This window comes from Parachlamydia acanthamoebae, from assembly GCF_000875975.1.
GTDB lineage: Bacteria > Chlamydiota > Chlamydiia > Chlamydiales > Parachlamydiaceae > Parachlamydia > Parachlamydia acanthamoebae.
The window spans coordinates 201101-224963 of the sequence record NZ_BAWW01000005.1; the positions used below are offsets into that span (position 1 = coordinate 201101).

11 protein-coding genes are annotated in these 23863 nt (G+C 33.4%); 5 read left to right on the forward strand and 6 right to left on the reverse strand.

All coding sequences use genetic code 11. The features are described from left to right. Positions 1-259: 259 nt before the first annotated feature. Genes AOM43_RS03320 through AOM43_RS03330 form a run of 3 tightly spaced genes read right to left on the reverse strand, consistent with a single transcriptional unit; the run spans position 260 to position 17312 of the window. Entirely contained in the window at positions 260-6964 is a 6705-nt protein-coding gene (locus AOM43_RS03320) for a non-ribosomal peptide synthetase (RefSeq protein ID WP_059359013.1), read from the reverse strand. Continuing rightward, positions 6961-16314 carry a non-ribosomal peptide synthetase gene (locus AOM43_RS03325; RefSeq protein WP_059359016.1) on the reverse strand — a complete coding sequence of 3118 codons (9354 nt, stop codon included), beginning with the start codon at positions 16312-16314 and terminating at the stop codon, positions 6961-6963. Before AOM43_RS03325 ends, AOM43_RS03320 begins: the two co-directional genes overlap by 4 nt. Beyond that, positions 16305-17312: a methyltransferase gene (locus tag AOM43_RS03330; RefSeq protein WP_059359018.1), complete on the reverse strand. Its 1008-nt coding sequence runs from the start codon at positions 17310-17312 to the stop codon at positions 16305-16307. The genes AOM43_RS03325 and AOM43_RS03330 overlap by 10 nt, the downstream gene beginning before the upstream one ends. 107 nt (positions 17313-17419) lie before the next feature. On the opposite strand from AOM43_RS03330, the gene AOM43_RS03335 reads away from it, so the two are divergent. From AOM43_RS03335 to AOM43_RS12935, 5 genes are read left to right on the forward strand one after another with little or no spacing between them, the layout of a single operon-like run. Next, positions 17420-17725, forward strand: a complete 306-nt coding sequence (locus tag AOM43_RS03335) for a putative quinol monooxygenase (protein WP_059359020.1) — start codon at positions 17420-17422, stop codon at positions 17723-17725. A gap of 48 nt (positions 17726-17773) precedes the next feature. Beyond that, positions 17774-18727 carry a TauD/TfdA family dioxygenase gene (locus AOM43_RS03340; protein WP_059359022.1) on the forward strand — a complete coding sequence of 318 codons (954 nt, stop codon included), beginning with the start codon at positions 17774-17776 and terminating at the stop codon, positions 18725-18727. A 3-nt stretch (positions 18728-18730) separates the two neighbouring features. Continuing rightward, the gene (locus AOM43_RS03345) at positions 18731-20092 is read left to right on the forward strand and encodes an FAD-dependent oxidoreductase (protein WP_059359024.1); all 1362 of its coding nucleotides are present in this window, start codon (positions 18731-18733) and stop codon (positions 20090-20092) included. Next, positions 20089-20868: a tetratricopeptide repeat protein gene (locus tag AOM43_RS03350; protein WP_059359026.1), complete on the forward strand. Its 780-nt coding sequence runs from the start codon at positions 20089-20091 to the stop codon at positions 20866-20868. Before AOM43_RS03345 ends, AOM43_RS03350 begins: the two co-directional genes overlap by 4 nt. Positions 20869-20881: 13 nt before the next feature. Next, positions 20882-21457 (forward strand): MbtH family protein, encoded by a 576-nt coding sequence (locus AOM43_RS12935; RefSeq protein ID WP_079978231.1) that lies wholly within the window; start codon positions 20882-20884, stop codon positions 21455-21457. Here the strand turns inward: AOM43_RS12935 and AOM43_RS03360 are convergent. The 3 genes from AOM43_RS03360 to AOM43_RS03370 are packed head-to-tail and all read right to left on the reverse strand — an operon-like array spanning position 21447 to position 23852. Next, complete coding sequence (locus tag AOM43_RS03360; protein WP_161792751.1) at positions 21447-22127, reverse strand: 4'-phosphopantetheinyl transferase family protein; 681 nt, start codon at positions 22125-22127, stop codon at positions 21447-21449. The genes AOM43_RS12935 and AOM43_RS03360 overlap by 11 nt on opposite strands. A 42-nt stretch (positions 22128-22169) precedes the next feature. After that, positions 22170-23210 (reverse strand): low-specificity L-threonine aldolase, encoded by a 1041-nt coding sequence (gene ltaE, locus AOM43_RS03365; protein ID WP_059359030.1) that lies wholly within the window; start codon positions 23208-23210, stop codon positions 22170-22172. A gap of 12 nt (positions 23211-23222) precedes the next feature. Beyond that, entirely contained in the window at positions 23223-23852 is a 630-nt protein-coding gene (locus AOM43_RS03370) for a LysE family translocator (protein ID WP_059359031.1), read from the reverse strand. Positions 23853-23863: the final 11 nt, after the last annotated feature.

A 23863-nucleotide genomic window follows, 5' to 3' on the forward strand; every position in this document is an offset into this window, starting at 1 on the left:
GATCGGGACTATTTTGCCGTAAAAAATGTTTGCCTGCAAGTCGGGCATGCGTTTGAAGAAAAAAAGATCTTTCAATATCTGAACAATAAAAGCGATTCCATACCAAATCTTTTGCATTGATTAGATTGGGTTCTCTTTTTAGACAAAAATATTGTTATTTTTGATCTACATGCCTTCTTTTTTAAAGTTTCTGCATATCAATTAAATTTTTCACAGCAATCTGGAAATTTTTTTTTGATTGCTGTGAAAAAATTGAGTGCTAAAAGTATGTAGATACTTTCCCGGAAATCTCAAGTACATTTTCTGGGTCGAAAAGCTGAGAATGGCATGATGAAAGATGCTCAACTTTTAACTTTTCGGAAACAACTTCCCAACCATTAAATGGGAAATCTTCCTGAGCAATTTCATCTGATCTTGCTTTAAATAAAGTCACTGACCCTTCATAAGATTTAGGATAAAACTTCCTAGATAACATTGAATTTCTAAGCATTTCATTTTTTAAATCATCTGCATATTTTGATTCTAAATTAATGGATTTTGCTTTTAGAAAAGAATCAATATTTTTTAAAATTACTTCTTTTGTTCTGAATTGAGATACGTCCATCACGTGAGTATGATTATAGCTATCAAATAAAAAAACATTTTCTATCTGAAAAAATGATTCTCTTTGCATGTGTCTGGCCATTTCAAAAGCAACATTTCCACCAAAAGACCACCCTCCTAGATATATACGCCTTGTTGTTAATTTCTGTTTAAGTATGTTCACATACTCTTGAGCCATTTCTTCTATAGATTGAAAATGAGCATCTTTTCCAAAATAAGGATTATTAATAGCAAAAATATCTATATTCTCAAGCTGAATCTTTGAGGATAAAAGTGAGTAGGCATATGATAATCCACCTCCAGGGTGAATAAGAACTAATGCAGAATCGGAGTTCTTATTTGAAAAACTAATCCATATAGGAAAGCTAACTTCCTTACCCTCTTGCTCTATTAGTGCTGCTACTGCTTGGATTGTTGGATTTTTTAAAAAATCATGTAAAGATACGGAATAATCAAGGCGCTGTTTTATTTCGGTAAGCATTTTTACCGCCAAAATGGAGTGTCCTCCTATAGTGAAGAAATTATCCTCAATCCCAATTCCCTCATAATCGAATATTTTCATCCAAATTGCATGTATCTCATATTCCAAATGCGTATTTGGCATTTTTTTTATTTTTTTTGTGTTGAACTGGCCAGCCAAAAGTTTTATTTTTTGAAGATCAACTTTGCCATTAGAATTTAAAGGAATACTTGGTATTTCTATGTATCTTCCTGGAACCATATACAATGGAAGTTTAGTTTTCACATAATCATAAATCTCCTCGAAAGAGGGACTAAAGTGGTCTGGAACAAAATAGGCCGTCAAAATATGTTGTTCGGAATCAAAATCTACAACTGCAGCCTTTATATCTCCATGAGAACTTATTGCGTGCTCAATTTCCTCTAATTCTATTCTATATCCATTTAGTTTAATCTGCCTTCCACGTCTTCTTATGTAAACAAGATCCATATCGGTAGATAGACGAACAATATCTCCTGTTTGATATCTTCTACTATGATCCTGATCTCTAATAAAAGAAATATCGGTAAGTTTTTCATTCGTATATCCTCTCGCTAGGCCATCTCCGCCAATAAACAACTCCCCTTCTTCAAGAATGGAACAAAGATTTCCTTCTCCATTTAAGGCAAATAGCTGTGTGTTTGCAATTGGTTTCCCTATTGGAACTGGACCTTTAAGATAAGGCTTTTGATTTTCACATTTAAAAACACAACATCCAACGGTTGCTTCTGTGGGACCATATTCATTGAATATAGAAGGAGAGCATTCTTGATTCATATAGCTATTAATATCTTCATAAAGCAGTTGCTCGCCCCCCAAAACGAGGTTTTTCACTTTTCTATAAATTTCTGTGCTGGATTCACCGTGATGCAATACTCTTAAATGTGAAGGGGTTAATTTGAGAAAGCTAAATGGTTCCGTATCTCTAAGCAAGCTGATAAGATCATTCACCTCTAGACCTTCTGGTAATATATGAAGGGGTTGACCTGCAATTAAAGGTAAAAATAATGCTGTTATTGACATGTCAAAAGCGATCGAAGAGTGCAATACTGTACCGTTTTGAACGTCAGCAATATAATGTTTAAAGCACCATAAAAGATAATTAGCTAAAGCTCGTCTTGGAATGACAACGCCTTTTGGAAGACCTGAGGATCCAGATGTGTAGATCAAATATGCGGCATTTTCATCATTGAGTTCGTATTCTTCTTTCCTCGTATACTCCCATTTCTCCTTATTTTGAAATTCTTCATCAATGTTAAGAAAATTACATGCGTAATCGCAATCTTTGTAAAAGCTGCTCGTTATGACAAAATTGCAAAATGAATCTTTTAAAATATAGTCTATTCTTTCCTTTGGAAACTTTGTTTCTATTGGAACAAATGGGATGCCCGCTTTAACACAGCTCCAAGCTGCGAGTGGAAAATAAATAGACCTATCTAAAAAAATTCCTATCGCCTGATGCTGATTGCTATAATTTTTTAGCAACTTAGCTATATAATTAGTAAAACAATCAAAATCTAAAAAATTTAACTTTTGGCTTCCCTCAATCAAAGCAATTTTATGTTTATTCAAAGGGCTAAAATTTAAAAGATCATTTAATGTTGGCAAAAAATCTGTTTTTGTATCGTTAAAATTTTTCCAAGATTTTTTCTTTTTAAGAGAACAAGATAATTGAATTTCTTTCAAATCACAATCTTCATTTTCACACAAATAATTGAGTATATGTTCCCATTGTTGTGCAAAGTTCACAATCATAGCCTGGCTAAAAAATTGAGTATCATAACTCATTTCAATTTTAATTCTATCTTCAGGCATTAATACAATAGTTAAGGGATATTCTGTTTCAACTATTGATGCGTATTGACTAGATGGTTGAAGGATTCGTTTTTGTGAATCTGAAAGATAAGGAAAATTTTCAAAAACTAAAATATGATCAAATACTTCTCGAGATTTCTCCTTAGAAAAAAGATGGATTTCATTTAAAGAAAGCTGCCCATTAAGCTGAATTTGTGCTGTTCTTAGGTGAGCTTCTTTACAAAGACTTTTAAATGTTTTATTTGCGATTTGTAATCTTAATGGCAAAGTATTAATCAAAACACCTACGATATCTGCTATTCCTTCCAATTCACTCATTCTTCCAGAAAAAGTAATCCCAAAAGCAACATCACTTGTATTTAAATGCTTGTGTAAAAATATGGCCCATGAAGCTTGTATAATAGCATTAAGAGTTACCCCATAGCTTTTAGCTTTTGCCTTAAGCCTATTTGTTAAACTTTGATCAAATACTCCATCCCAATTTTCGTATGTCCTTATATGAGATTTTGGCATTGTCCGCCCGATTTCTGAAATAAATGAGGGGGTATATTTATCTAGATATTTATTCCAAAAACTTTCTAGATGTTCTTTTTTTGAAACATTCAAAAAATTTACATAATCTTTGTATTGTTTTATTGGTTGAGCATCAGTAACAGTTCCTTGACAGAACTCTTTGTAAGTCCTTTCGATAAAATCTAACACAAGTACTGAAGACCACCCGTCTATTATGATATGATGAAGAGTCCAGACTAGATAAATTTTATCACTGTGACAAAGCAAAAATCGCATTAGAGGTGGATTAGCTAAATCAAATCCTTTCTTTTTTTCATTTTCAGAGATAAGATTTAAATCGCTATCATCTGATAGATCAACCTCATTCCAAGGAAGATTGCAATTATATAACGTAAATTGATATGGCTGTTCTTTTTCCCACGAGAATCCATTTCTTAGTATATCAAAATGACTAATAGCGCGAATCCAAGCTTTTTTTAAAAATTCAATATTGACGTTTGCAGAAACTTCAAAAACTCTTTGAATGATGTATCGGTTAGAATCTGCTGACTTCATAGCATTATAAAAAAGTCCATATTGCAAGGGCCCAAGCGAGTATTCATTTTCTCTCGCTAGATGAATAAGTCTCTTCTCGTGATCATGAGCAGAAAATTTTTCAATTAAATTGTTTAAGTTAATTTCAAAATCATTTGAAAATTTAATTACCTCACAATCCAATATTTCATTATCATTATAAAACCAATTTAATTTAATTTTTCCATCGTCAATCCATGAGTTAATATTCAAAAGGAATGGGAGATGGTTTTTTCTGCTGATATCGTTAAGGGAAATATCTGAAATCAATTGAAAATTTGAATAATTCTTTGTTGAAGTTTTCCCAAGAAAATTGAAGCAAACTTTTGGATGAAAATCTTGCGATCTTTCGTCATAAGTTATTTGATGGCGTTTTGAATGGATATTTTCAAGAATTTTATTTAAAGTATCAGATGGATCAAGCTCAATATATGCTGATTCAATATGCGTAAACCATCCAATGGTACTAGAAATATCCAAATGAGCTGGACTTTGCGATCTTCCATGACTTTCAATCGCTATACAACAGTGATTATTTTCTTTGAATGCTAGACATAAAGCTGTTATAATGAAGTCTACAGCTTGAAATGGAGGCAAATGAATATTTATTTGCTGCAACATTTTTACAGTATTTTCTTTTAAGACCTTAGAAATTATTTTGTTAGCGGGTTGAAAATTTTTTGGCGTAAAATAACTTTTGCTTTTAGGTAAAGAATCTATCCATGCTGCATATGTTGTCCCATTCGAATCACCTAATTGTTTTCCCTTAAGAATGTCATCAAATTCTCGAAAAAGTATTTCCCATGAGATCAGGTCAATAATCAAGTGGTGAAAAATAAATAGAATATAAACTGATCTTTCTGTTTCAAGAACAACAACTTTGCCAATGGGTCCAACCATTATATTCAAAGATTCTTGCTCTTGGTTACCTATCAAACGTATCTGTTCAATTTCATTTTCATTTATTTCGAGAGTTCGCTTTCCTATGTCTATTTGCAAAGACGCATTTTCAACTTGAACCCAGGTTTCATTTTTATGTTTAAAATTTAAAAAAAACACTGAATGTCTGGATAACAGGCTTTTGACCGCAGCTTCATAATCCCTTCCTTTATCTGCCTTAATAATTCCACTTTGATTATAATGATCTTGATCGACAAATTCTTGTTCAAAAAACCATCTTTGAATAGGGGATAATGGATATTCTAACTGTTTTTTTTCGATCCTGACAGTACTTTCAATAGCTTTATCAACTATTTGACAATGAGGTTCTAAATCTTCAATTGTAGGATATTCAAAAATATCCTTTAATTGGATATGGATACCATGCTGCTTTGCCTTCCCAATTAAATGAATGCAACTAATTGAATCCCCTCCTAATTCAAAAAAATTATCTTTAATAGAAATATTGCTTTTGCAAAGTACACTTTGCCAGATTTCGCATAATTTTTTTTGAAAGCTTGTTAAGTCTATTATCAGAGGTTGGGCTTTTTTAATAGGATTTGGAAGGGATTGGATATCAATTTTTCCGTTCTTCGTCAGTGGAAAATGCTCTAAACTAACAAATTTTTTCGGGATCATGTATCTGGGTAATTGATCACGAAGGAATTCTAAAAGTTCATCCTCTGAAGGCGTGAAATCTTTCGCGGTAAAATAAGCAATTAAAGATTGATGAGTTTTATCAAAACAAACATATGCATCTTTGATATCTCCATGGAGCTTGAGCGCATGAGAAATTTCACCAAGTTCTACACGATATCCGCTGATTTTTACTTGCTCATCTTTACGCCCTATATAAATTAACTTTTTGCCAGGCAAAAGTTTGACTAAATCTCCTGTCTTGTAAAGCCTATATGTTTTGTTAAGTTTTAAAATTGTTTTATTCAGAAATTTTGCGTTAGTTTGCGAACTGTCTTCAAGATACCCATGTGCCAAACATTCTCCTGCAATAAACAATTCGCCAGCGACTCCTAATGGTACAGGTTCAAAGCTTTCATTCAAGATAAATAAATGTGTATTCGGTATTGGAAGCCCAATAGGAACAGGTCCATTTTCAATTTCAAAAATTTCAAAAACAGAGCACCCTACTGTGGCTTCTGTAGGACCATATTCATTAAAAATTCGCATACTTTCGGAAACATCTTTCCAAAAAACTACGTCTTCATAAAAAAGCGGCTCTCCCCCTATAATAAGATTATTAACTTTGTCTTTAAGAGATCTTTCATCAAGCTCTTCTTTAATAATTTTCAAATGAGACGGGGTAAGCTTTAAAAAGTTAAATTTTTTACCACTTTTTAAAATATTTAATAAAGATAAAATGGGATTTTCATCGGGTATGATAGTTATTTTTTGCCCTAGCAAAATGGGACAAAATATACTTGTAACCGACATATCATAAGATAAAGAAGAATGGAGAACTGTTCCCTCATTCAAGCCCGTAAAATAAGTTGATAAACACCAATTCAAATAACTATATAAAGATTGCTTTTTTATTAAAACGCCTTTTGGATTACCAGTAGAACCTGAAGTATAAATGCAATAGGCAAATTCGCTTGAATTTGAACTTTCAAGTTCCGTATTAGAACTCCACTGCTCCTCTTTATCAATTAAGATGGTTTCTATTGAAGAAAAAGTATTTTGGTTGTTCGATGAGGTAATCACATACTTTGCTTTCGAGTTATCTATGATATACTTCACTCTTGCTTTCGGATCATGCACATCCAAAGGAATATAAGCGTTTCCAGATTTTAATACCCCTAAGATGCTCACAATAAATTCTAATGACCTTTCAAGATAAATACCGATAAAATCACCTGAGTGTTTTTTTGATTGAATGTGTTTTGCAAGCCTCTCACTTTTATCATTCAATTCTTCAAAGGTCATCTGCTTGTAACCATCGTCTAAAGCAATTTTTTTTGAAAATTGCTGTAAACTATCTTTAAGAGCCGTAACCAGATCATTCATAATAAAAAACTCATTTCTTGTAGTTCAAAGTCATAATTTTTAAGATTTTTAGAAGGGCAATCAAGCACATCTCGTAAGAGATGAATAAAATGTGAAGACCATTTTTCTATTGTCTCTTTTAAAAACAGTTCTTCTGCATATTCAAAAATGAAAGAAAGCTCATTATCGCGTTCTTCCACGATAAGCATGAGATCAAATTTAGCATACAAAGAAGGGACTGAAAAATGGCTAAAAGTCGTACCCATGAAATCTAAAGTTTTATAATCGCCTTGATTTTCAAAGACATACCATACTTGGATCAATGGGGTAATATGTGGCAATCTAGGGATTTCAAGAAGTTTTATAATTTGATCTAATTGTAAATCCTTATTCTCCTCAACTTCCAATACAGATTCTCTCACATTTATCATCAAATCCTGAAAATTTTGGATACGATCAAAAAAAGTTCTTATAGGTAAAGAATTAATAAAATAACCCATAACTTTATTCCAATCCTCTGACCTACGTAGAGTAAAGGGGGTCCCTACAATCACATCATTTTGCATTGTAATTTTATTCAAAAAAAACTGAAAAAATGATAGACAAGTAATGTTTAAGGTCATTTTAAATTGGCTGGATAGTTTTTTTATTTTTTGGGTTTGTTCTTTTCCAAGCATAAATTGATGTCGATTCGCTCTATAAGGCTGCTTTACTCTAGGACAGTCCAAAGGTAGCTCTAAAATAGGGACACAATTATCTAAATAATTTTTCCAAAAATTTTGAAGCTCAAGTTTTTTTTCTTCGGCGATGTAATGATTTTGAAAAGCAATATAGTCTCTGTAGACAATGGATTGTTTTAATGGTTGAGCACTTTGGTTGTAGAACTCATTTAAATCATTAATAAAAATATTAATTGATTTACCATCCATAATGATATGATGAAAAACAAAAAGAAGAATTTTGTCATCCATTCCATCAATCAAAAAACAACGAATCAAGATTTCGTTTTCCATTTCAAAGGGGATTGCCGATAATTTTTGACAAATTTCTCTTAAATTCTCTCCTTTTTTCAGACAAATTTTTTGAACTTGAAGTTTGCAATACTGAGAATGAAGAATTTCTTGTCTTGGAGAGCCATCCTCAGAAAATATCCTCACTCTAAAATTTTCATGACGCTCAATCACCTTTGCTAAGGATAATTCTAAAGCGGAAATATTTAATGCATTTGATACTTCAAATGCTAAAGGCACATTGTAAACCCCTCGTTGTTCAAATAATACTTCCAAAATCCATAATCGATTTTGAGCACTTGTTAAATCCACAGTGTCATCTAGAACTTTTTTGATTGGATGTGAAGTTAAACGATCTTGATTCTGATGTTTTTTTATTAAATTGCCTATTGATCTTGCTGTTGAGGCATCAAACAAGTCTTTCAATAATAGATTTACTTTAAAACGTTCATTAAGCTGAAAAAGCAGTTGACCTGCTAGTAAGGAATGGCCTCCATTATCAAAAAAGTCACTATCATATGAAATTGCATTTGACCCTAATACCTCTTTAAATAGGGATGTAATTTCATTTAAAATTGGATCTTCCTCTTGAAATTCTTGCTGAGGCTGGCTGACTGGTAAGGGTAATTTGCCATAGTCTATCTTTCCATTTTTTGTTAGAGGTATTTTATCAATGGAAAGAACATCTTGCGGTATCATAAAAGCCGGAAGTGTTTTTTTCAAAATCAATTTAAGAGTATGCAAAATATCTTTATGCTTACCAAATGATGCATTAAGGACAACATAAGCATATAAAATTTTCTGATTTTCTGCTTTTTCAAATAACCTTATCATCGCTTTTTCAACTAAAGGTTGTTCACTTAAAATAGAAATAATCTCACTTGTATCAACTCGAAAACCTCGAATTTTATATTGGTTATCTGCTCTTCCAATAAATTCAATGCTTCCATGGTGGTAACGCACCAGATCACCTGTTTTATATAACCTAGGAGCATTAGTTTTATCATTTGAAAAAGCATGAATAACAAATTGTTCACTCGTTAAACTAGCGTCTTTTAGGTACCCTCGAGCTAAGCAATCCCCTCCTATGTGAAGTTCTCCTATCACTCCCTCTGGAACAAGCTCTCCAAGTGAATCTAAAATATAAGTTTGAATGTTTGGTAAAGCTTTTCCTATATCAGTATGAGATTGATGCGAATGCATCCGTTTCATCGTACAGCCGATTGTGCATTCTGTAGGACCATAGCCATTATATAAGAGACATTTTTCCGACCAATATTCAACTGTTTTTTTGGAGCATACATCTCCAATTACCATCATAACTTGTACACTGGGGATTTCTTGCTTTGGTAATAGCTCCAAAGCTCCAGCGGGAATATTAAAATTGTTAATTTTGAATTCATTCAAAGTATCAGCAAGTATATTTCCAGGAACAAGATAACTTTTTTCTCTCATAATAAGAGTTGCCCCGAGCGACAAAGCTCCAATCCAGTCCCAAATGGAAGCATCAAAGGTTGTGGAAGCTAATTGAAGAATACGAGTACCTGGCCGAATTTTTAAATTTTCAGCTTTGGTAACTGATCCAACAAGATTGCATAATCCAACATGCTCAATTAAAACACCTTTAGGCTTTCCTGTGGATCCAGAGGTGTAAATCACATATGCAAGATTTCTTTCTGAAATTGGGAAATCAACATTACTTTCTTTTTCCAAGTCGATCGTTTCAAATTCAGTTTCGTAAAAATTAGAATCAATAATAAGCTCAAGATTGGTTTCTTCTATAATATAGTCAATACGTTCTTTGGGAAAGCTTGGATCCAAAGGAATGAAACATCCACCAGCTTTAAGTACTGCTAAAAGAGCGATTATCTGCTCTATGGATCTCTCCATACATATTCCAACAAATGTTTCTAACGTAACCCCTTTTTTTATAAGACGATACGCTAATTGATTAGATCGTACATTAAGCATGTGGTAAGTAATCGATTTATCTTCATAAACTAGAGCAATAGCATCTGGCTGTAAACGCACATTTTCTTCAAAGAAAGCATGGATATATTTTTTAGGATATGGAACAGAATTATTGTTCATTGTTAGCAATAGTTTTTTCTTTTCATCTTCTTTAAGAAGACAACTAAAACATATGGGATTTGCTGGATTTTTAATTAACTGATTAAATAGAAACTCAGTGCGATGAAGTAAATCTATAACGGTTTTTTCTTCAAACAAATCTTGTGCATAATGTATTTCAAGGCCATATCCTGAAGTTTTTTCTTTTATAATAAAGATAAGATCAAATGCGGAAAAATTTGTATGGCATGCTAGAGGAATAAAAGAAGCATTCCCGATCTTTAAATTAATATTTTGTCTTTCTTCAAACACAAACATAACCTGAAAAAGAGGATGAATAGTGGAATTATTATTCCCATTCATATTTCTGATTATATGTGATAAGGGCACTTGCGCATGCTCTAAAAGATCTGGAAATGAGGCTTTGAAATTTTCAAAAACATCTAAAAATGAAGTCTTCAAATTAAAATGCATTCGCAATGGAATGACGTTGACAAAACAGCCAAGAATATCTTCAAACTCTCGTCTATGTCTCATTGATACAGGAGTGCCTGCCACAATATCATTTTGATAAGTATGCCGATATAAACTCGAAAAAAATAAACTTAAAAATACCAAAAAAGGTGTTGATTTTGCATTCGTAGCAAAACGCTCGACTGTTGAAGAAATAGAGGCATCTAGCAAAATGGAGCAGATAGACATTTTAAGAGAAGGATTTTGAGGTCTTTGTTTGTCCAAGGGTAGTTTGAGAAGATCTGTTGTACTTTCTAAATATTCTTTCCAAAAATTTAAACCGGCTTCTTGCTTATCGTGCCAAGCTTGGCTTCTTTGCCATTTAACATAATCAGCATATTGAAAAAATTGTTTAGCTTTGCTAATGCCAGTACTTAAAAACTCATTTAATTCTTTAAAAAAAATATAAAATGACCTCCTATCTATCCCAACATGATGAAAAGTATATTGTAGCAAATATGTATTTTGATCAATTTGGCTCTGCAGCAATCTTATTGGGGGCTCAGTTGTTAAATCAAATAAACGAGATGCCTCCTGAAAAGATAGCTCCTCAACATTTACAGATATGGATTCTTTATATGGTAGCGGTCCATTGTAAGGCTTCAAGAACGTACCATTAGAATGTTCTTCAAGCACGGAATTTAAAGAGTCGTGTTTCTTTAACATTTCTTTAAACGCTTCTTTAGCAATTCCTTTGTCCATATTCTTTACAATAAAAGGAAAAGAAATGTTATAAATAGGCAAATGGGGATATAGCTTTTGCATAAACAACATCCCTTTTTGTTCTTCTGATAGCTCTCCCTTATATTCACAAGAAAATGGCAAATAGACCTTAAAGTATTTATTTTGAATATAATCTTGAAAGGATTCTATTGTTGGATATTGAAATAAAATACCTGCTGGTAATTCGATATTTAATTTCTCAGCCAACAAATTTCTTAGCCTGATAGCATTTAGAGAATGCCCTCCAATGTTAAAAAAGTTATCTTTTGGACTAATTTCCTCTTGTCCCAACACTTCAGACCACATTTGGGCAATTTTTTTTTCAAATTCTGTCTTAGGAGGCAGAGATTGTTCTTTTTTTTCTAATAGTTCATTCGGTAAAGGTAGTTTGGAGAAATCAATTTTTTTATTAGGGGTTAAGGGGAATTTTTCTAAAATAATCAACCTGTTAGGACTCATGTATTTTGGCAAAGTACTTAACAATAAGTCTTTTAGTTTTACTTCGAGCGCTTCTACAGTAAAATTTAAAGGCTTATTGGGTTCGATATAAGCAATAACTTCTTGAAAGCCTCCAAAATCAATATAAGTCGAAACATGAGCATAATGAACATACTCACATTGTCGGATAACATTTTCGATCTCGTCCAGCTCAATCCTATGACCGTGTATTTTAACTTGTCTATCTTCTCTTCCTAAACAAACGATCTCTTTATTTTTGTTGATAAATCCTTTGTCACCCGTCTTATAAACAACGACGAAGCTTTCAGATAGAGGAAAAGGATTACAAACAAACTTTTCCGCGCTTAGGCTGGGATTATAAAGATAGCCTTCTCCAACGCTGTTCCCTCCAATTACAATTTCTCCAATAGACCCTGGTGGTTGTATCTGTCCAAATGAGTCTAAAACAAGTATACTTGTATTTCCTATGGGGATTCCTGCTGAGATAGACTCATTTTCTTGTATTCTTTTGCAAGATGACCAGATTGTAGTTTCAGTAGGTCCATACATATTCCAGAAACTTTTTCCCATCTTAACTAACTTGTTTGCTAGACTCTGATCAAGTTTTTCTCCTCCACAGAGCAAATTCAAACCTACATTTTCAGTAAAACCACTCTCCAATAAAAGTCTCCAATTGCTAGGAGTAGCTTGTAAATAATTAATTTGAAAATCATTAATTAACTCATTTATAAATTCCCCGTCCTTATGCTCTTTGTTATCCGGAATCACCACAGTTCCTCCCGCGATTAAGGGAGAAAGCATTTCTAAAAGAAAAATATCAAATGAAACCATTGTATTGAGTAAAAAAGAAGAATTAGCATTTACTCCAAGAGTCTTGTTTAAATGAATAAGAGCATTTGCTAGATTGCCGCGAGTCAAAACCACGCCTTTTGGCTCTCCTGTAGATCCAGAAGTGAAAATCGTATAAGCCTTAAAAGAGTTCGGTATTTCCAAAAAATCTACATGGTCATTGCTCTTTAATGAAGATTCAATCGCTTTTTGAGTTAAAATGAAACATTCCTCCATTTCCCCCGGCGTGTGGCTAATCAAAGCAAGAGCTTTTGATTGACGTATCATTAAATTGGTTCTAACTTTGGGGATGCTCGTATCAATAGGTAAAAAACACATCCCTGCTTTCATAAGTCCGAGGATTAACTCTATAAAAAAAATGGATGGGGATAAAGAGACGGCAATGACTGATTGAAGAGGAAAAGATTTAAAAAAATAAGCCGCAAGTTCATCAGAACGTTTGTTTAAATAACTATATGTATAATTACCATTTTGATCTATTACCGCAATCTTATCGGAAGATAGTTTTGTTATATTTTTAACCATTGTTTCAACAGCTTTTATGGTTTCCGAAGAAATATGAGTCATCTGCCCAACAAATTCTTTCTCTTCTTCCTCTTGCAAAAGTTTTACATCAGCTAGCATCACACTATTATTTGAAAATAAGTGGTCAAGGAATATTTGTAATCGTTCTAGCAAGCCTGTTATTGTAGTTTCCTCAAATAGTTCAGAAGAATATTCAATCTCAATAGACAAGTTGCCTTTAGCGGATTTCACCAAGAAAGAAAGATCAAATTTAGAATAAGGGTTTTTAATTTCGTAGCGTTTGGTTAAAATTCCGTCAAACTCTAGTTCCACCCTATCCTCGGCTTCTTCAACTGAAAACCAAACTTGAAAAATAGGATTCATATTCAGTTGGTTTGTTTTAGAAATTGCTCTAACAATCGAATCAAAACTAACTCCATGATTGTTCTTCAATTCATAAAACAACTTTCTATATTCATTATAAGTATCTTTGAAAGATTGCAAAGGTTTGTAAACAGAGCGAACTGGAAGAGCATTGACAAAGTAACCAACAATCTCATCAAACTCTTTATTACTCCTTAATGTGGAAGGAATACCGATATTGAGATCATTTTGTCCTGTCCACTTATGTAAAAATACCTGTACAGCAGCCAACATAGTAGAAAATAATGTTCCTTTTTCTCTTTGCAAGAAAGAATAGATCTTCGCACTTAGCCCTTTAGGAAGTTCAATACGGCATTGATTCCCTAGATATGATAGTTTTTCTGGTCGGAGATAGTCATAGGGTAAAGATATAGAGGAAGAGGCGTCTTTAAGGTATTTTTTCCAAAAGTTAAGATCTCCTTCAGCTCTGTCTATACTATCACTGTACAAATTTTTAATTTTTTCTTCACAATTATTTAAAAGCTTTAAGGAACCATAATGTTGGCTCAAATTTTTATATAAAATTTGTAAAGACCATTCGTCAGCAATTAAGTGGTGCACAGTAAAGAGAAGAAATAGAGCTCCATTCACACTGAAAAGCTGTGTTCTGAATAATGGGCCCTTATATAATTCAAATGGTTGAAGAGCAGCCTGATTAATTTCATCTCGACTAGCTACTGACTGTATTCCCAAATCAGGAAAAATTTTATCCACAGGCTGGATTTCAAAAAAATATTCATTTTTACTTTTTACCAGTTTCGCTCTAAGAAAAAATTGTTCTTCCAGAACTGATCTGAGAGACTCTTCAAAAAGATTAATTTTAAAAATGCCTTCAATTTCAAATGCGGAAAAAAGATTATACAAACCGGGTGCTGCTTGCACTTCCTCAAGAAAAACTAATTGTTTTTGGCCTGATGATAAAGGAATAGTGTTTGATGAATACTTTAGATCCGCTTTTATAATTTCATATTGCTCTAAGGTTTTTCTTTCTGCTATTAGTTCAGACAATTTTCGAATAGTTTGTAACACAAAAAATTCAGAAAACTTTAATTGCACAGAATATAGAGAGTTAACGGACATTAAAATCTTTACGCATTTAATCGAATTTCCGTCTAAATGGATAAATGCATCATCGATACCAATTTGGTTGTAGCCTAAAACCTGTTCCCAAATTAAACAAAGCTTTTTTTGAATTTCAGTTTCTGGAGGAGAATAATTTTCTCGGGGAACGACAGGATTATAAAGTTCATTACGTAGAGCTGAGCGATCTAATTTTCCCGATTGACTAACAGGAAATTTTTCCAAAAAAATAAATTCACCAGGAACAGCAAATAAAGGGAGTTTTTTAATTAAGTATTTCCGCAATGCAAGAGATTCCTGCTCAAAATCTTTTGAATTTGCATCTATGATAACAAATGCAGATAGCTTTTCTTCTAAAGGCAACACAATGGCATCTAGCACCCGCGAATGTTCTTTAAGAAAATCTTCAATCTCATTTAAATTGACTCTAAAACCATGTATTTTGATTTGAAAATCTTTACGACCTACATATTCGACTAATCCTTCCTGGTTCAGTTTGACCAAATCTCCGGTTTTATATAGCTTGCTTGAATATTGATAAGAGCTTTCAAACGGATTTTTTACAAATTTGCAGGATGTTAAATTTTCATCGTTAAAGTACCCCCTTACAAGGCGGGGGCCTGTAATACAAAGCTCACCTATACATCCTTTCTCGACAGGGTTTAAATTATCGTCTAAAATATAAATTGTTGTATTGGGACAAGGTTTTCCAACAGGAATTTTTTGATCTGTTAAATGGTTTTCTAAAACTTCGTGAAAAAGAAATGATGAAGCTTCCGAAGCACCCATTCGATTAATTAATCGAACATTGCTTTTAAAACCACCCGAAGAGAAAAACTTAAAAGCTGTTTCTCGATCTAAAATTTCTCCACTTAAATCCCATAAATTTAAGTTAGGCAATAGCGCTAGCAAATTTGGGTATTGGAAAAGCAACAACTTCAGATAAGAAGGCACTAATTCAATGCGTGATACTTTGTAAAAGTTCAATAACTTTACAAAACTCACACAATCTTTCAGATCATTTTCCTCGGGGATGACTAAAGGAATTCCTTTGGCAAGTGGTCCAAACATTGCCCATAATGATTCGATGGTCCCTAAAGCAGCAGCGAACACACATACCTCGTTAAATTGAAAAGGAAAATCTTTCCAAGACCATGTAAAACGAGCCAGAATGTTTAGATATTCACCTAAAACTCCCTTAGGCTTTCCAGTAGTTCCTGAGCTATAAATCAAATAAGCAAGATCGTGCCTTGATTGTTCTAAATTCAAATTTTGAGGCATATAACTAGTACTATTTACTTGGATATCTTCTACAAAAAAAATGGGGGTAGTATGGGAGAATAGCGCATTATAATTTTTGCTTGTAATGACAAGCTTTGGTGAAATATCCTCTAAAAGCATATTGATACGAGCTTTTGGCCAATTAGGATCTACAGGAACAAATATCGCACGGGATTTAAAAATAGATAGTGTTGATATGACTAAAAAAGGGCTTTTCTCTAGGCAGATAACGATTCTATCACCCTTTCCAACATCTCGTTTGTCAATTAAAAAGCGAGCAAAACAATTGCTAAGGTCATTTATTTCCTGAAAAGTTTTTGATTGGCCCGAGTGATGTATTGCTATATTATTTGGAGATTGGGAAACTTGCTTTTCAATTAACAAGTTAATTGTTTCTTCTTCTGGAAAATCGTGGCAGCTGGTAGATGTCAGAATGGATAAATTTGAAGCTAACTGCATTTTGCACCTATAATTAAAGACCAATTTCCAAAATAGTTGACTACCTCAATTTCACCAAAACCAGCTGTTTTTAGCAGTTCAACAATTTCAAGCTTGCTAAATTGCTGCCCCTCTGTCCAATAAAGCATTTTTATGTTATAAGCTGCTGTAAGCTCCGGACCTGTCTTGTCATCGTTAAAAAGCATTTCATTAAGAATGATGCGACCGCCTTTCTTCAGAGACTCATAACTTTTCTTTGCAAGAAATAGACATTTTTCAGGATTCCAATCGTGAAAAATGTCTGAATAAAAGTGGATAGATCCTTCGGGAAAGGGGTCCTCCCACATATTTATGGGATAACCTATAATGCGATCTTCTAACTTATTTTTTTTTAGATTCTCTAAAGCATAAATTAAGATTTCTTTGAAATCACATAAAATAGCTTTAATAGGATGGGCTTGGCAAACCGAAATTGCATGTACACCAGATCCACAACCAATATCGATCAATACATCTTGCTCTGTCGTTTTGAGGTATTGCGGCCATGAATGGGCAGAATTGTAACTTTTACGATGCATGGAATTTGTAAAACTTCTACCATGCTCTTCTTTTTTATTAGATTCAAATAAATGTTCACCTAAATAAACTTGTGGCTTATTTGTTTTGACAGCCATTTCGATGGCTTTTAAGGTGAATTGATCACTTTGATCATTATAGAGATCAAAAACATCCCCGAAATAACTAGGACTATTTTGACTTAAATATAGCCTTCCAATACTACTCAAAGTGTAATATCCATGATTACAGCTAACAAGATTGAAAGCTCCCGCGGCAGATAAAACGGCTTGTGCTGGTCTCAATTCAATGTTTAGCCGTTGAGCTATTTCTTCAATAGGCAGAGATTCTTTTTCAAGTAAATGGAATAATCCTATTTTATGGGCTGTTAAAACAGCATAACCGATAAAAATAGATCCTGTAATCTTATGCAACATCTCATCGCTCTCATAGCTAATAAGCATCTCAATATCCTTTCAAATTATCTTTGATTCCTATAAATTTCTTGACATTATTAGGACGAATGAAAAAATATGTCAAGAGATTCATAAAAATTTAGAGGAATAAATTCATGAAAACAGAAAAAAATATTACCTGTCTTGCGGTTGTTCAAATCATTCCTGATAAAAAAAAACAGCTAATCCAAGCCCTAAATCAAGTCAAAGCAGAAAGCTTCCAGGTAGCGGGATGCATAGACTATCAGGTTTTGGTGGATGAAAATCAGCCTAATATTCTGCTTATAAGGAGTGTATATAAATCCAAACAACATTTTGACAAGCACTTTGAGACAAACCAAATGCAGTGGTTTATGAAAGAAATTAAGCCTTTAACTTGTATCAAGATTAATCATGATTTGTACGAAGAAGCTTTCGTTTAGTCTATTAAAATCAAATAAAAATTGCAATGACATCGGATAGGAGGCGAAATGCAAACAAACATGACTTCATCAAATTTTGTACATGAAGAATGGAAACGAATTAAAATTTATCACGGCTCAAAATCTACCTGCCTCAAAGAATGGATTAGCGGCATGAAAAGTAGCTTAATTCAGGAAATGACAAATTCTGGAGGAATCCTATTAAGAGGTTTTCCCTTTGATTCAATGTCGGCCTTCGACGATGCATTAGACCTCATCTATCCAAAAAGATTGAATTATATCTATCGCTCAACTCCAAGAAAAGAACTAGGGAAAAAAATTTATACAACAACCGAATACCCTGCGCATAAAACAATTCCTCAGCATAATGAGAACTCCTATTCAAATGCCTGGCCTGCATATATTATTTTTTATTGCTCTATTCCTTCGCCTGTAGGAGGAAGAACGCCTTTAACCGATAGCCGAATGATATTGCAAGAGCTCCCTTCCGATATTATAGAAAAATTTGAACGTTTAAAAGTAATGTACATTAGAAATTACACTTACGGCATAGATTTAAGCTGGCAAGAGGTATTTCAAACGGATGACAAAAAGCAAGTTGAAAAGTATTGTGACGAAAATCAAATTAAGTACTCCTGGAGCTCAAGCGGACCTGAATTAACAACAAAACAAACTTGTCAATCCACTTTTAGCCATCCCACAACAAAGGAAAAAGTTTGGTTTAATCAAGCTCATTTATTTCATCCAAGCAATTTAGACGAAAACGAAAGATCTTCATTAGCAAATATTTTAAAACCACATGAATTTCCCAGAAATGCGGTTTATGGCAATGGAGAAGAAATTGAACCAGAGGTTTTGCAGTTAATTAACAAAGCTTATAATAAACATCTGTTTTCATTTCAGTGGCAAAAAGGAGACGTTTTATTTTTAGATAATGTTTTAACAACACATGGGAGAGAACCTTTCCAAGGTACCAGAAAAATTGCTGCTGCCATGGTATAAAACATGAAAGATATTCCAAATTTAAATCAAGCCATCATTGTAGGGGGGGGAATTAGTGGCCTTTCCCTCAGTTTAATTCTTGCTCAACATGGCATTAATGTTACTCTACTAGAAAAAGATTCTGAACACCTCCAGAATCAAGAAGACGAACGCTCAGCAAATTTTACTGTGACAAATAGAGGTCTTATCCTGCTAGAAAAATTAGGAATTCGCCAACAAGTTCTTGAAAATAGTATTGAATTAACACACCGGGTTATTCATCATCAAAAACAAACTATTTACCAAAAATATGGCTCAGATTCTTTAGATCATCCCAGATCAATTCGAAGGTCAGACCTATTACAAATTCTTAAAAATAAGACTGTAAACGCTAAGAATTTGGCTGTTCGACACAACTCGTGCGTAACAGATTTAAATAAAAATGATACCACGGTAACGATTAGGCATTCTAACACCTTAGAAACATTGAAAGGTGACATCATTATTGGCGCCGATGGAGCATTCTCGGTTGTTCGTCGATACATAACACAAGGACATTTAATCGATACTAAAATTCACTATTTTGATTGGGTCTATAAAAAACTAGTCTTTTCTCCTTCAGAAGCGAAGAGCTTAAATCTTTCTTTAAATGGGCTCCATGTATGGCCTAGGAAAGATGGCATTCTATTTGGTTTGCCAAATCTTGATGGCAGTGTGGCCTGTATTTTTTGTACGAAATTTAATAAGAATATGGACCTGCAGGGAGAATTTTCCAACAGCTACGTATTAAACACTTTTAAAAGCCTTTTTCCTTCTTTTAAAGATTTTTCCTATTTATTGAATTCTTTTAATCAAGCCAAAATTTGTGGATTAATTAACATCGAAATATCAAAATTTCATTACAGAGAAAAAGTCGTTTTAGTTGGCGATGCGTGCCACGCTGTTTTTCCATTCTATGGTCAAGGAATGAATGCGGCATTAGAAGATTGCTTAGCCTTGACAGCATCTTTAAAAAAATACGACTTTTGCCTCCATCCAGATGCATTTATTCATTACAATGAGACTCAAAAAAAAAGTGCCGATGCTTTGCAACATTTAAGCACTCAACATTTTTTTGAATTAAGAGATCAAGCAGACACCGCTTGGTATGAAGCTAAAGCCAAAGTTTCAAGAGTACTCGAAAAATTATTTCCCAATATTTGGAAGAATGAATATAGCCTCATTGTGCGTGGAGAACTCACCTATGATGCGGCCTTAAAAAAGATTAAAAGGCAAAAACTATATAAATGGATTTTTTTGATAAAATTATTTGAGTATTGCTTAGTTCCTTTGATTTTCTTCAAAAGAAAAAAATTAATACTGGCAGAATTCAGGAGGCAAAAATGATTTCTCATGAAATGCTTAAAAATGGAATTCATTACTATGATTCTTACAGATACGATGAAGCAATAGCCTTTTTTCTATCTTTGAAGCAATCTGAAACAGACCGACTTAAAATGGCTATTTTAAATCTCTGGATAGGAAAATGCTATTTTCAAAAAAAAGAAGATCCAGATTATAGTTATTCTTCGAATATCGAAGCCTATGAAATCAAATTTCATCAGTTTCATCCAACAAATAGCATCCTATATAAGCCAAAAAGATTATTTCATAAAGCAAAGTTTTTTTTTGATTGTGCAATTTTTTGCAATTCCAACTGCTCTGAAGCATATTTTTGGAAAGGTTTAATCCTTCAACATAAAGGAAAAATAACTAAAGCTTATACTTGCTTTGCTAAAGCCACACTTTTAGCACCCCAAAATAAATTCGCTAAATATAGAAGAACTTGCTCCAAATTATTTGCCACATATAAGGATTTACCTTTCTTAGAAACAAGACCGTTAGGTTCAATTAGCTTAAAAGAAGCCATTGAATTATGCGCATCAAAAGATGCTTATACGCGCTTTGAAGCATGTCAAAGAATTTTTCAAGAAAAAAAGCATCCTCATCAGTTATCCAGCATAAAAAATGCAATAACCCCTTTGGCGGGTAAAAGAACACTCTTTTTCTATTTACCTTTTCAAGGCGATGCGGATCATCGGATAAGAGAAATTTCTCGGAATATTTTGGAAAGTCTCAAAGAAAAGAATGAAAATAGCTTTTTTAGCCTTCTTACAACTTAAATAGGAGAATGATATGAGCATCAATGAAATGGACATAACTTATCAAGTGGTTATGAATAGTGAAGAGCAGTATTCCATATGGCCAACTTATAAAGAAGTGCCCCAAGGTTGGAATAATGTAGGGAAGCAAGGTACAAAACAAGAATGCCTCGATTTTATTAGTAACACATGGGTTGATATGAGACCACTTTCTGTAAGAAAATGGTTGGAAGAAAATGGAGAAAAAATCGCTGCACATCGCTTAAAGATAACTGGAGATCTGAACAAAGAAAATAGTACTAAAAAATTTTCAAGCCCTACAGTTGAATTTCTTTGTGAGAGGAAACAAGTCGTGTGTATTCTTGAAAAATCACCAATTGATTTTCAAAATTCCATTAACAAAGGATTTGTTTATTTTAACTTCCCCAATACTAAAGGCGGAACATCTGTGAGAGTAAGAATAGATAATGCGGTTGCAGATTCTTCTGATTCTATGCATTTAGAAGGTTCATTCATATTGGATTATGTACATTTAAAATGTATTGCTGAAGTTTCTCTATCAAATTTAAAAGGCTCTGCATTTTTGCATATTCAAAAAATCAATAACTAAGGTGCTGTTTTTCATCATATTCGTACATTTTTATGTTAAAAGAAGGCGAGGCTATGGCAACCGCTCCCACATATTCTTTGTATCCAATATCTACTTTATGTATACAAAATTGGTTATCTTTAATATTTACAAATTTAGGATATTCTAAAGGATTAAAAGGAATTTCAACCTCATTTGGGGATATATAGAAACCAGTTCCCAATGCCTTCAAAATAGCTTCTTTACATGCCCATGCATTATAAAAAGCTCTTTTTTTAGAAGAGCTTTTTATGGTCGTATAAGTTTTTTTCTCCAAATTAGAAAATATATACTCTTCAACCTCTGCACAGATGAAATTCTCTTTTATTAATTCAATATCTATTCCAATTTCCATCAACTTTGCAAATCCATAAACAACCATATTTCCTGAATGAGAAAGGTTGAATTGCAAACTTTCACCATTATCTATGTAAGGCTTTCCCCAGCTTCCATAACGAAAATAGATTTGATCATTTTTTATACTCAAGTACTGGGTAAGCAATCTACGCAAGATCCCTCGGGTAACCACGTACTGTTTTTTCAAATAATCAAAAGCAAACTGGCTGGCTCTAAATTTTTCCTGTTCATCAAGTAGGTTATAGTAAATATTTGGCTCTAGAATTTTATCTAGATTTACGATCCAAATTTGCACTTCATTACGATTGAGTTGGACTAGCATGTAAACAACTATTCGTTACAGAGTCATTTTTTTTATGGTCTCTAGGATTATTTCCACATCATCCTGTGATATATGATAATGTATAGCAGCTCTAATTCTCCCACCGAGGCAGCTCATCCTTATTGAATGTTGTTTTAGCTCAGCTAAAAACTCATGATTCGTTTTTTCGGTTTCTTTTAATTCAAAGTAGACCATGTTAGTCTCTACTTCATTTAGATCACAGTGTATCCCCTTTATCTTAGTTAATCCAGCAGCTAACTGCTTAGCAAGCTTATGATCTTCTGAAAGCCTAGGAATCATTTCTTCTAAGGCAACTAAGCCGGCTGCTCCTAGATAGCCAATTTGGCGCATTCCTCCTCCTAGCATTTTTCTAAGTCGTCGCACTTCATCGATGAAAGATGCCGACCCTACAACAACAGAACCAGCTGGAGCCGCAAGACTTTTTGACAAACAAAATTGCACAGAATCGGCAAATGAAGCTATTTGTAGTGCAGAAATACCCAAAGCAATTGATGCATTAAAAATCCTTGCCCCATCCATATGGATACTTAAATGATTTTTTTTAGAAAAATTGTAAACATCTTTTAAATAGCTTAAAGGTAAAACCCGTCCTCCTCTTAAATTGTGTGGATTTTCTATACAGATAAGCCTGGTTCTGGCAAATTGGAAATCGCTCAAATCCTTTAGGGAATTTTCTAAATTTTTAACACTTAAGGTTCCATCTTGTTCTGTTTTAACAGGATGATAAGCAACCCCTCCAAGTACGCTTGCACCTCCTGCTTCAAACAAAAAAATATCACTTTCATCACCAACTAATGCTTCATAACCTCTTGGACAATGGGCCAAAATAGAGGTCAGATTCGCCATAGTCCCACTTGGTAGAAAACAGGCATTTTCTTTACCTAAAATCTCGGCGGATCTCTTTTCAAGAGCATTAATCGTTGGGTCTTCTCCGTAAACATCATCTCCTGTAATGGCGTGCTGCATTGCATAAATCATAGAAGGTGTGGGTTGAGTTACTGTGTCACTGATCAAATCTATTTCTTTTTTTTTCATTATGCTTTCACCTTAGCTTTTTAAGATTAGTAAGAGAGCAAAAATGCACATCGAGATCCCTGTAACCATTTCGAGAAACCTCATGTTAAATTTTTCAAAAAAAACCTTTTTACTATAAGACACCAAAAAAGCTAGCCCGATAAACCACATCGAGTTTAAAAATGCGATCATTCCAACAAAAATGAGAATTCCATAATAAGCATTAAAATCTTCCAAATAGCTAGGCCCTAAACTTAAGTAAAACAAACCAATATAGGGATTAAATAAATCTAGAAAAAATCCCGATTGAAAGGCTGAAAAGCCATGAAAGATCTCATTCTCCTCGTCGTTATTATCTAAGCTGCATTTGGTTTTTCTTAAAGCAGTATAAACGAGAGTTATTCCAAAGTAGCTAATATAAAAAGCACCTAAAACTTTTATCATCCAAAAATATTGGCTAAAACTTGCAATCAAGGTATTGGCAGCTAAAGTCGCAAATATAGCATGCAAAGTAATTGCAGAAGCTATCCCCAAAGAAGATAAAGCTCCAAACTTCAAACCAAACTTCAATGTGTTTCTAAAAATCAAAGCTGTGTTCGCCCCTGGAATGATAAACACCAATAAATGAACAAATGCTAACGATAATGCTTTTTGTAAAGCCATGCCTCAAATCC

Excerpts from the sequence above, each read along its gene's own strand:
- AOM43_RS03320 (WP_059359013.1), bottom strand. The coding sequence starts at position 6,964 with ATGAATGATCTGGTTACGGCTCTTAAAGATAGTTTACAGCAATTTTCA.
- AOM43_RS03325 (WP_059359016.1), bottom strand. The coding sequence starts at position 16,314 with ATGCAGTTAGCTTCAAATTTATCCATTCTGACATCTACCAGCTGCCAC.
- AOM43_RS03330 (WP_059359018.1), bottom strand. The coding sequence starts at position 17,312 with ATGCTTATTAGCTATGAGAGCGATGAGATGTTGCATAAGATTACAGGA.
- AOM43_RS03335 (WP_059359020.1), top strand. The coding sequence starts at position 17,420 with ATGAAAACAGAAAAAAATATTACCTGTCTTGCGGTTGTTCAAATCATT.
- AOM43_RS03340 (WP_059359022.1), top strand. The coding sequence starts at position 17,774 with ATGCAAACAAACATGACTTCATCAAATTTTGTACATGAAGAATGGAAA.
- AOM43_RS03345 (WP_059359024.1), top strand. The coding sequence starts at position 18,731 with ATGAAAGATATTCCAAATTTAAATCAAGCCATCATTGTAGGGGGGGGA.
- AOM43_RS03350 (WP_059359026.1), top strand. The coding sequence starts at position 20,089 with ATGATTTCTCATGAAATGCTTAAAAATGGAATTCATTACTATGATTCT.
- AOM43_RS12935 (WP_079978231.1), top strand. The coding sequence starts at position 20,882 with ATGAGCATCAATGAAATGGACATAACTTATCAAGTGGTTATGAATAGT.
- ltaE (WP_059359030.1), bottom strand. The coding sequence starts at position 23,210 with ATGAAAAAAAAAGAAATAGATTTGATCAGTGACACAGTAACTCAACCC.
- AOM43_RS03370 (WP_059359031.1), bottom strand. The coding sequence starts at position 23,852 with ATGGCTTTACAAAAAGCATTATCGTTAGCATTTGTTCATTTATTGGTG.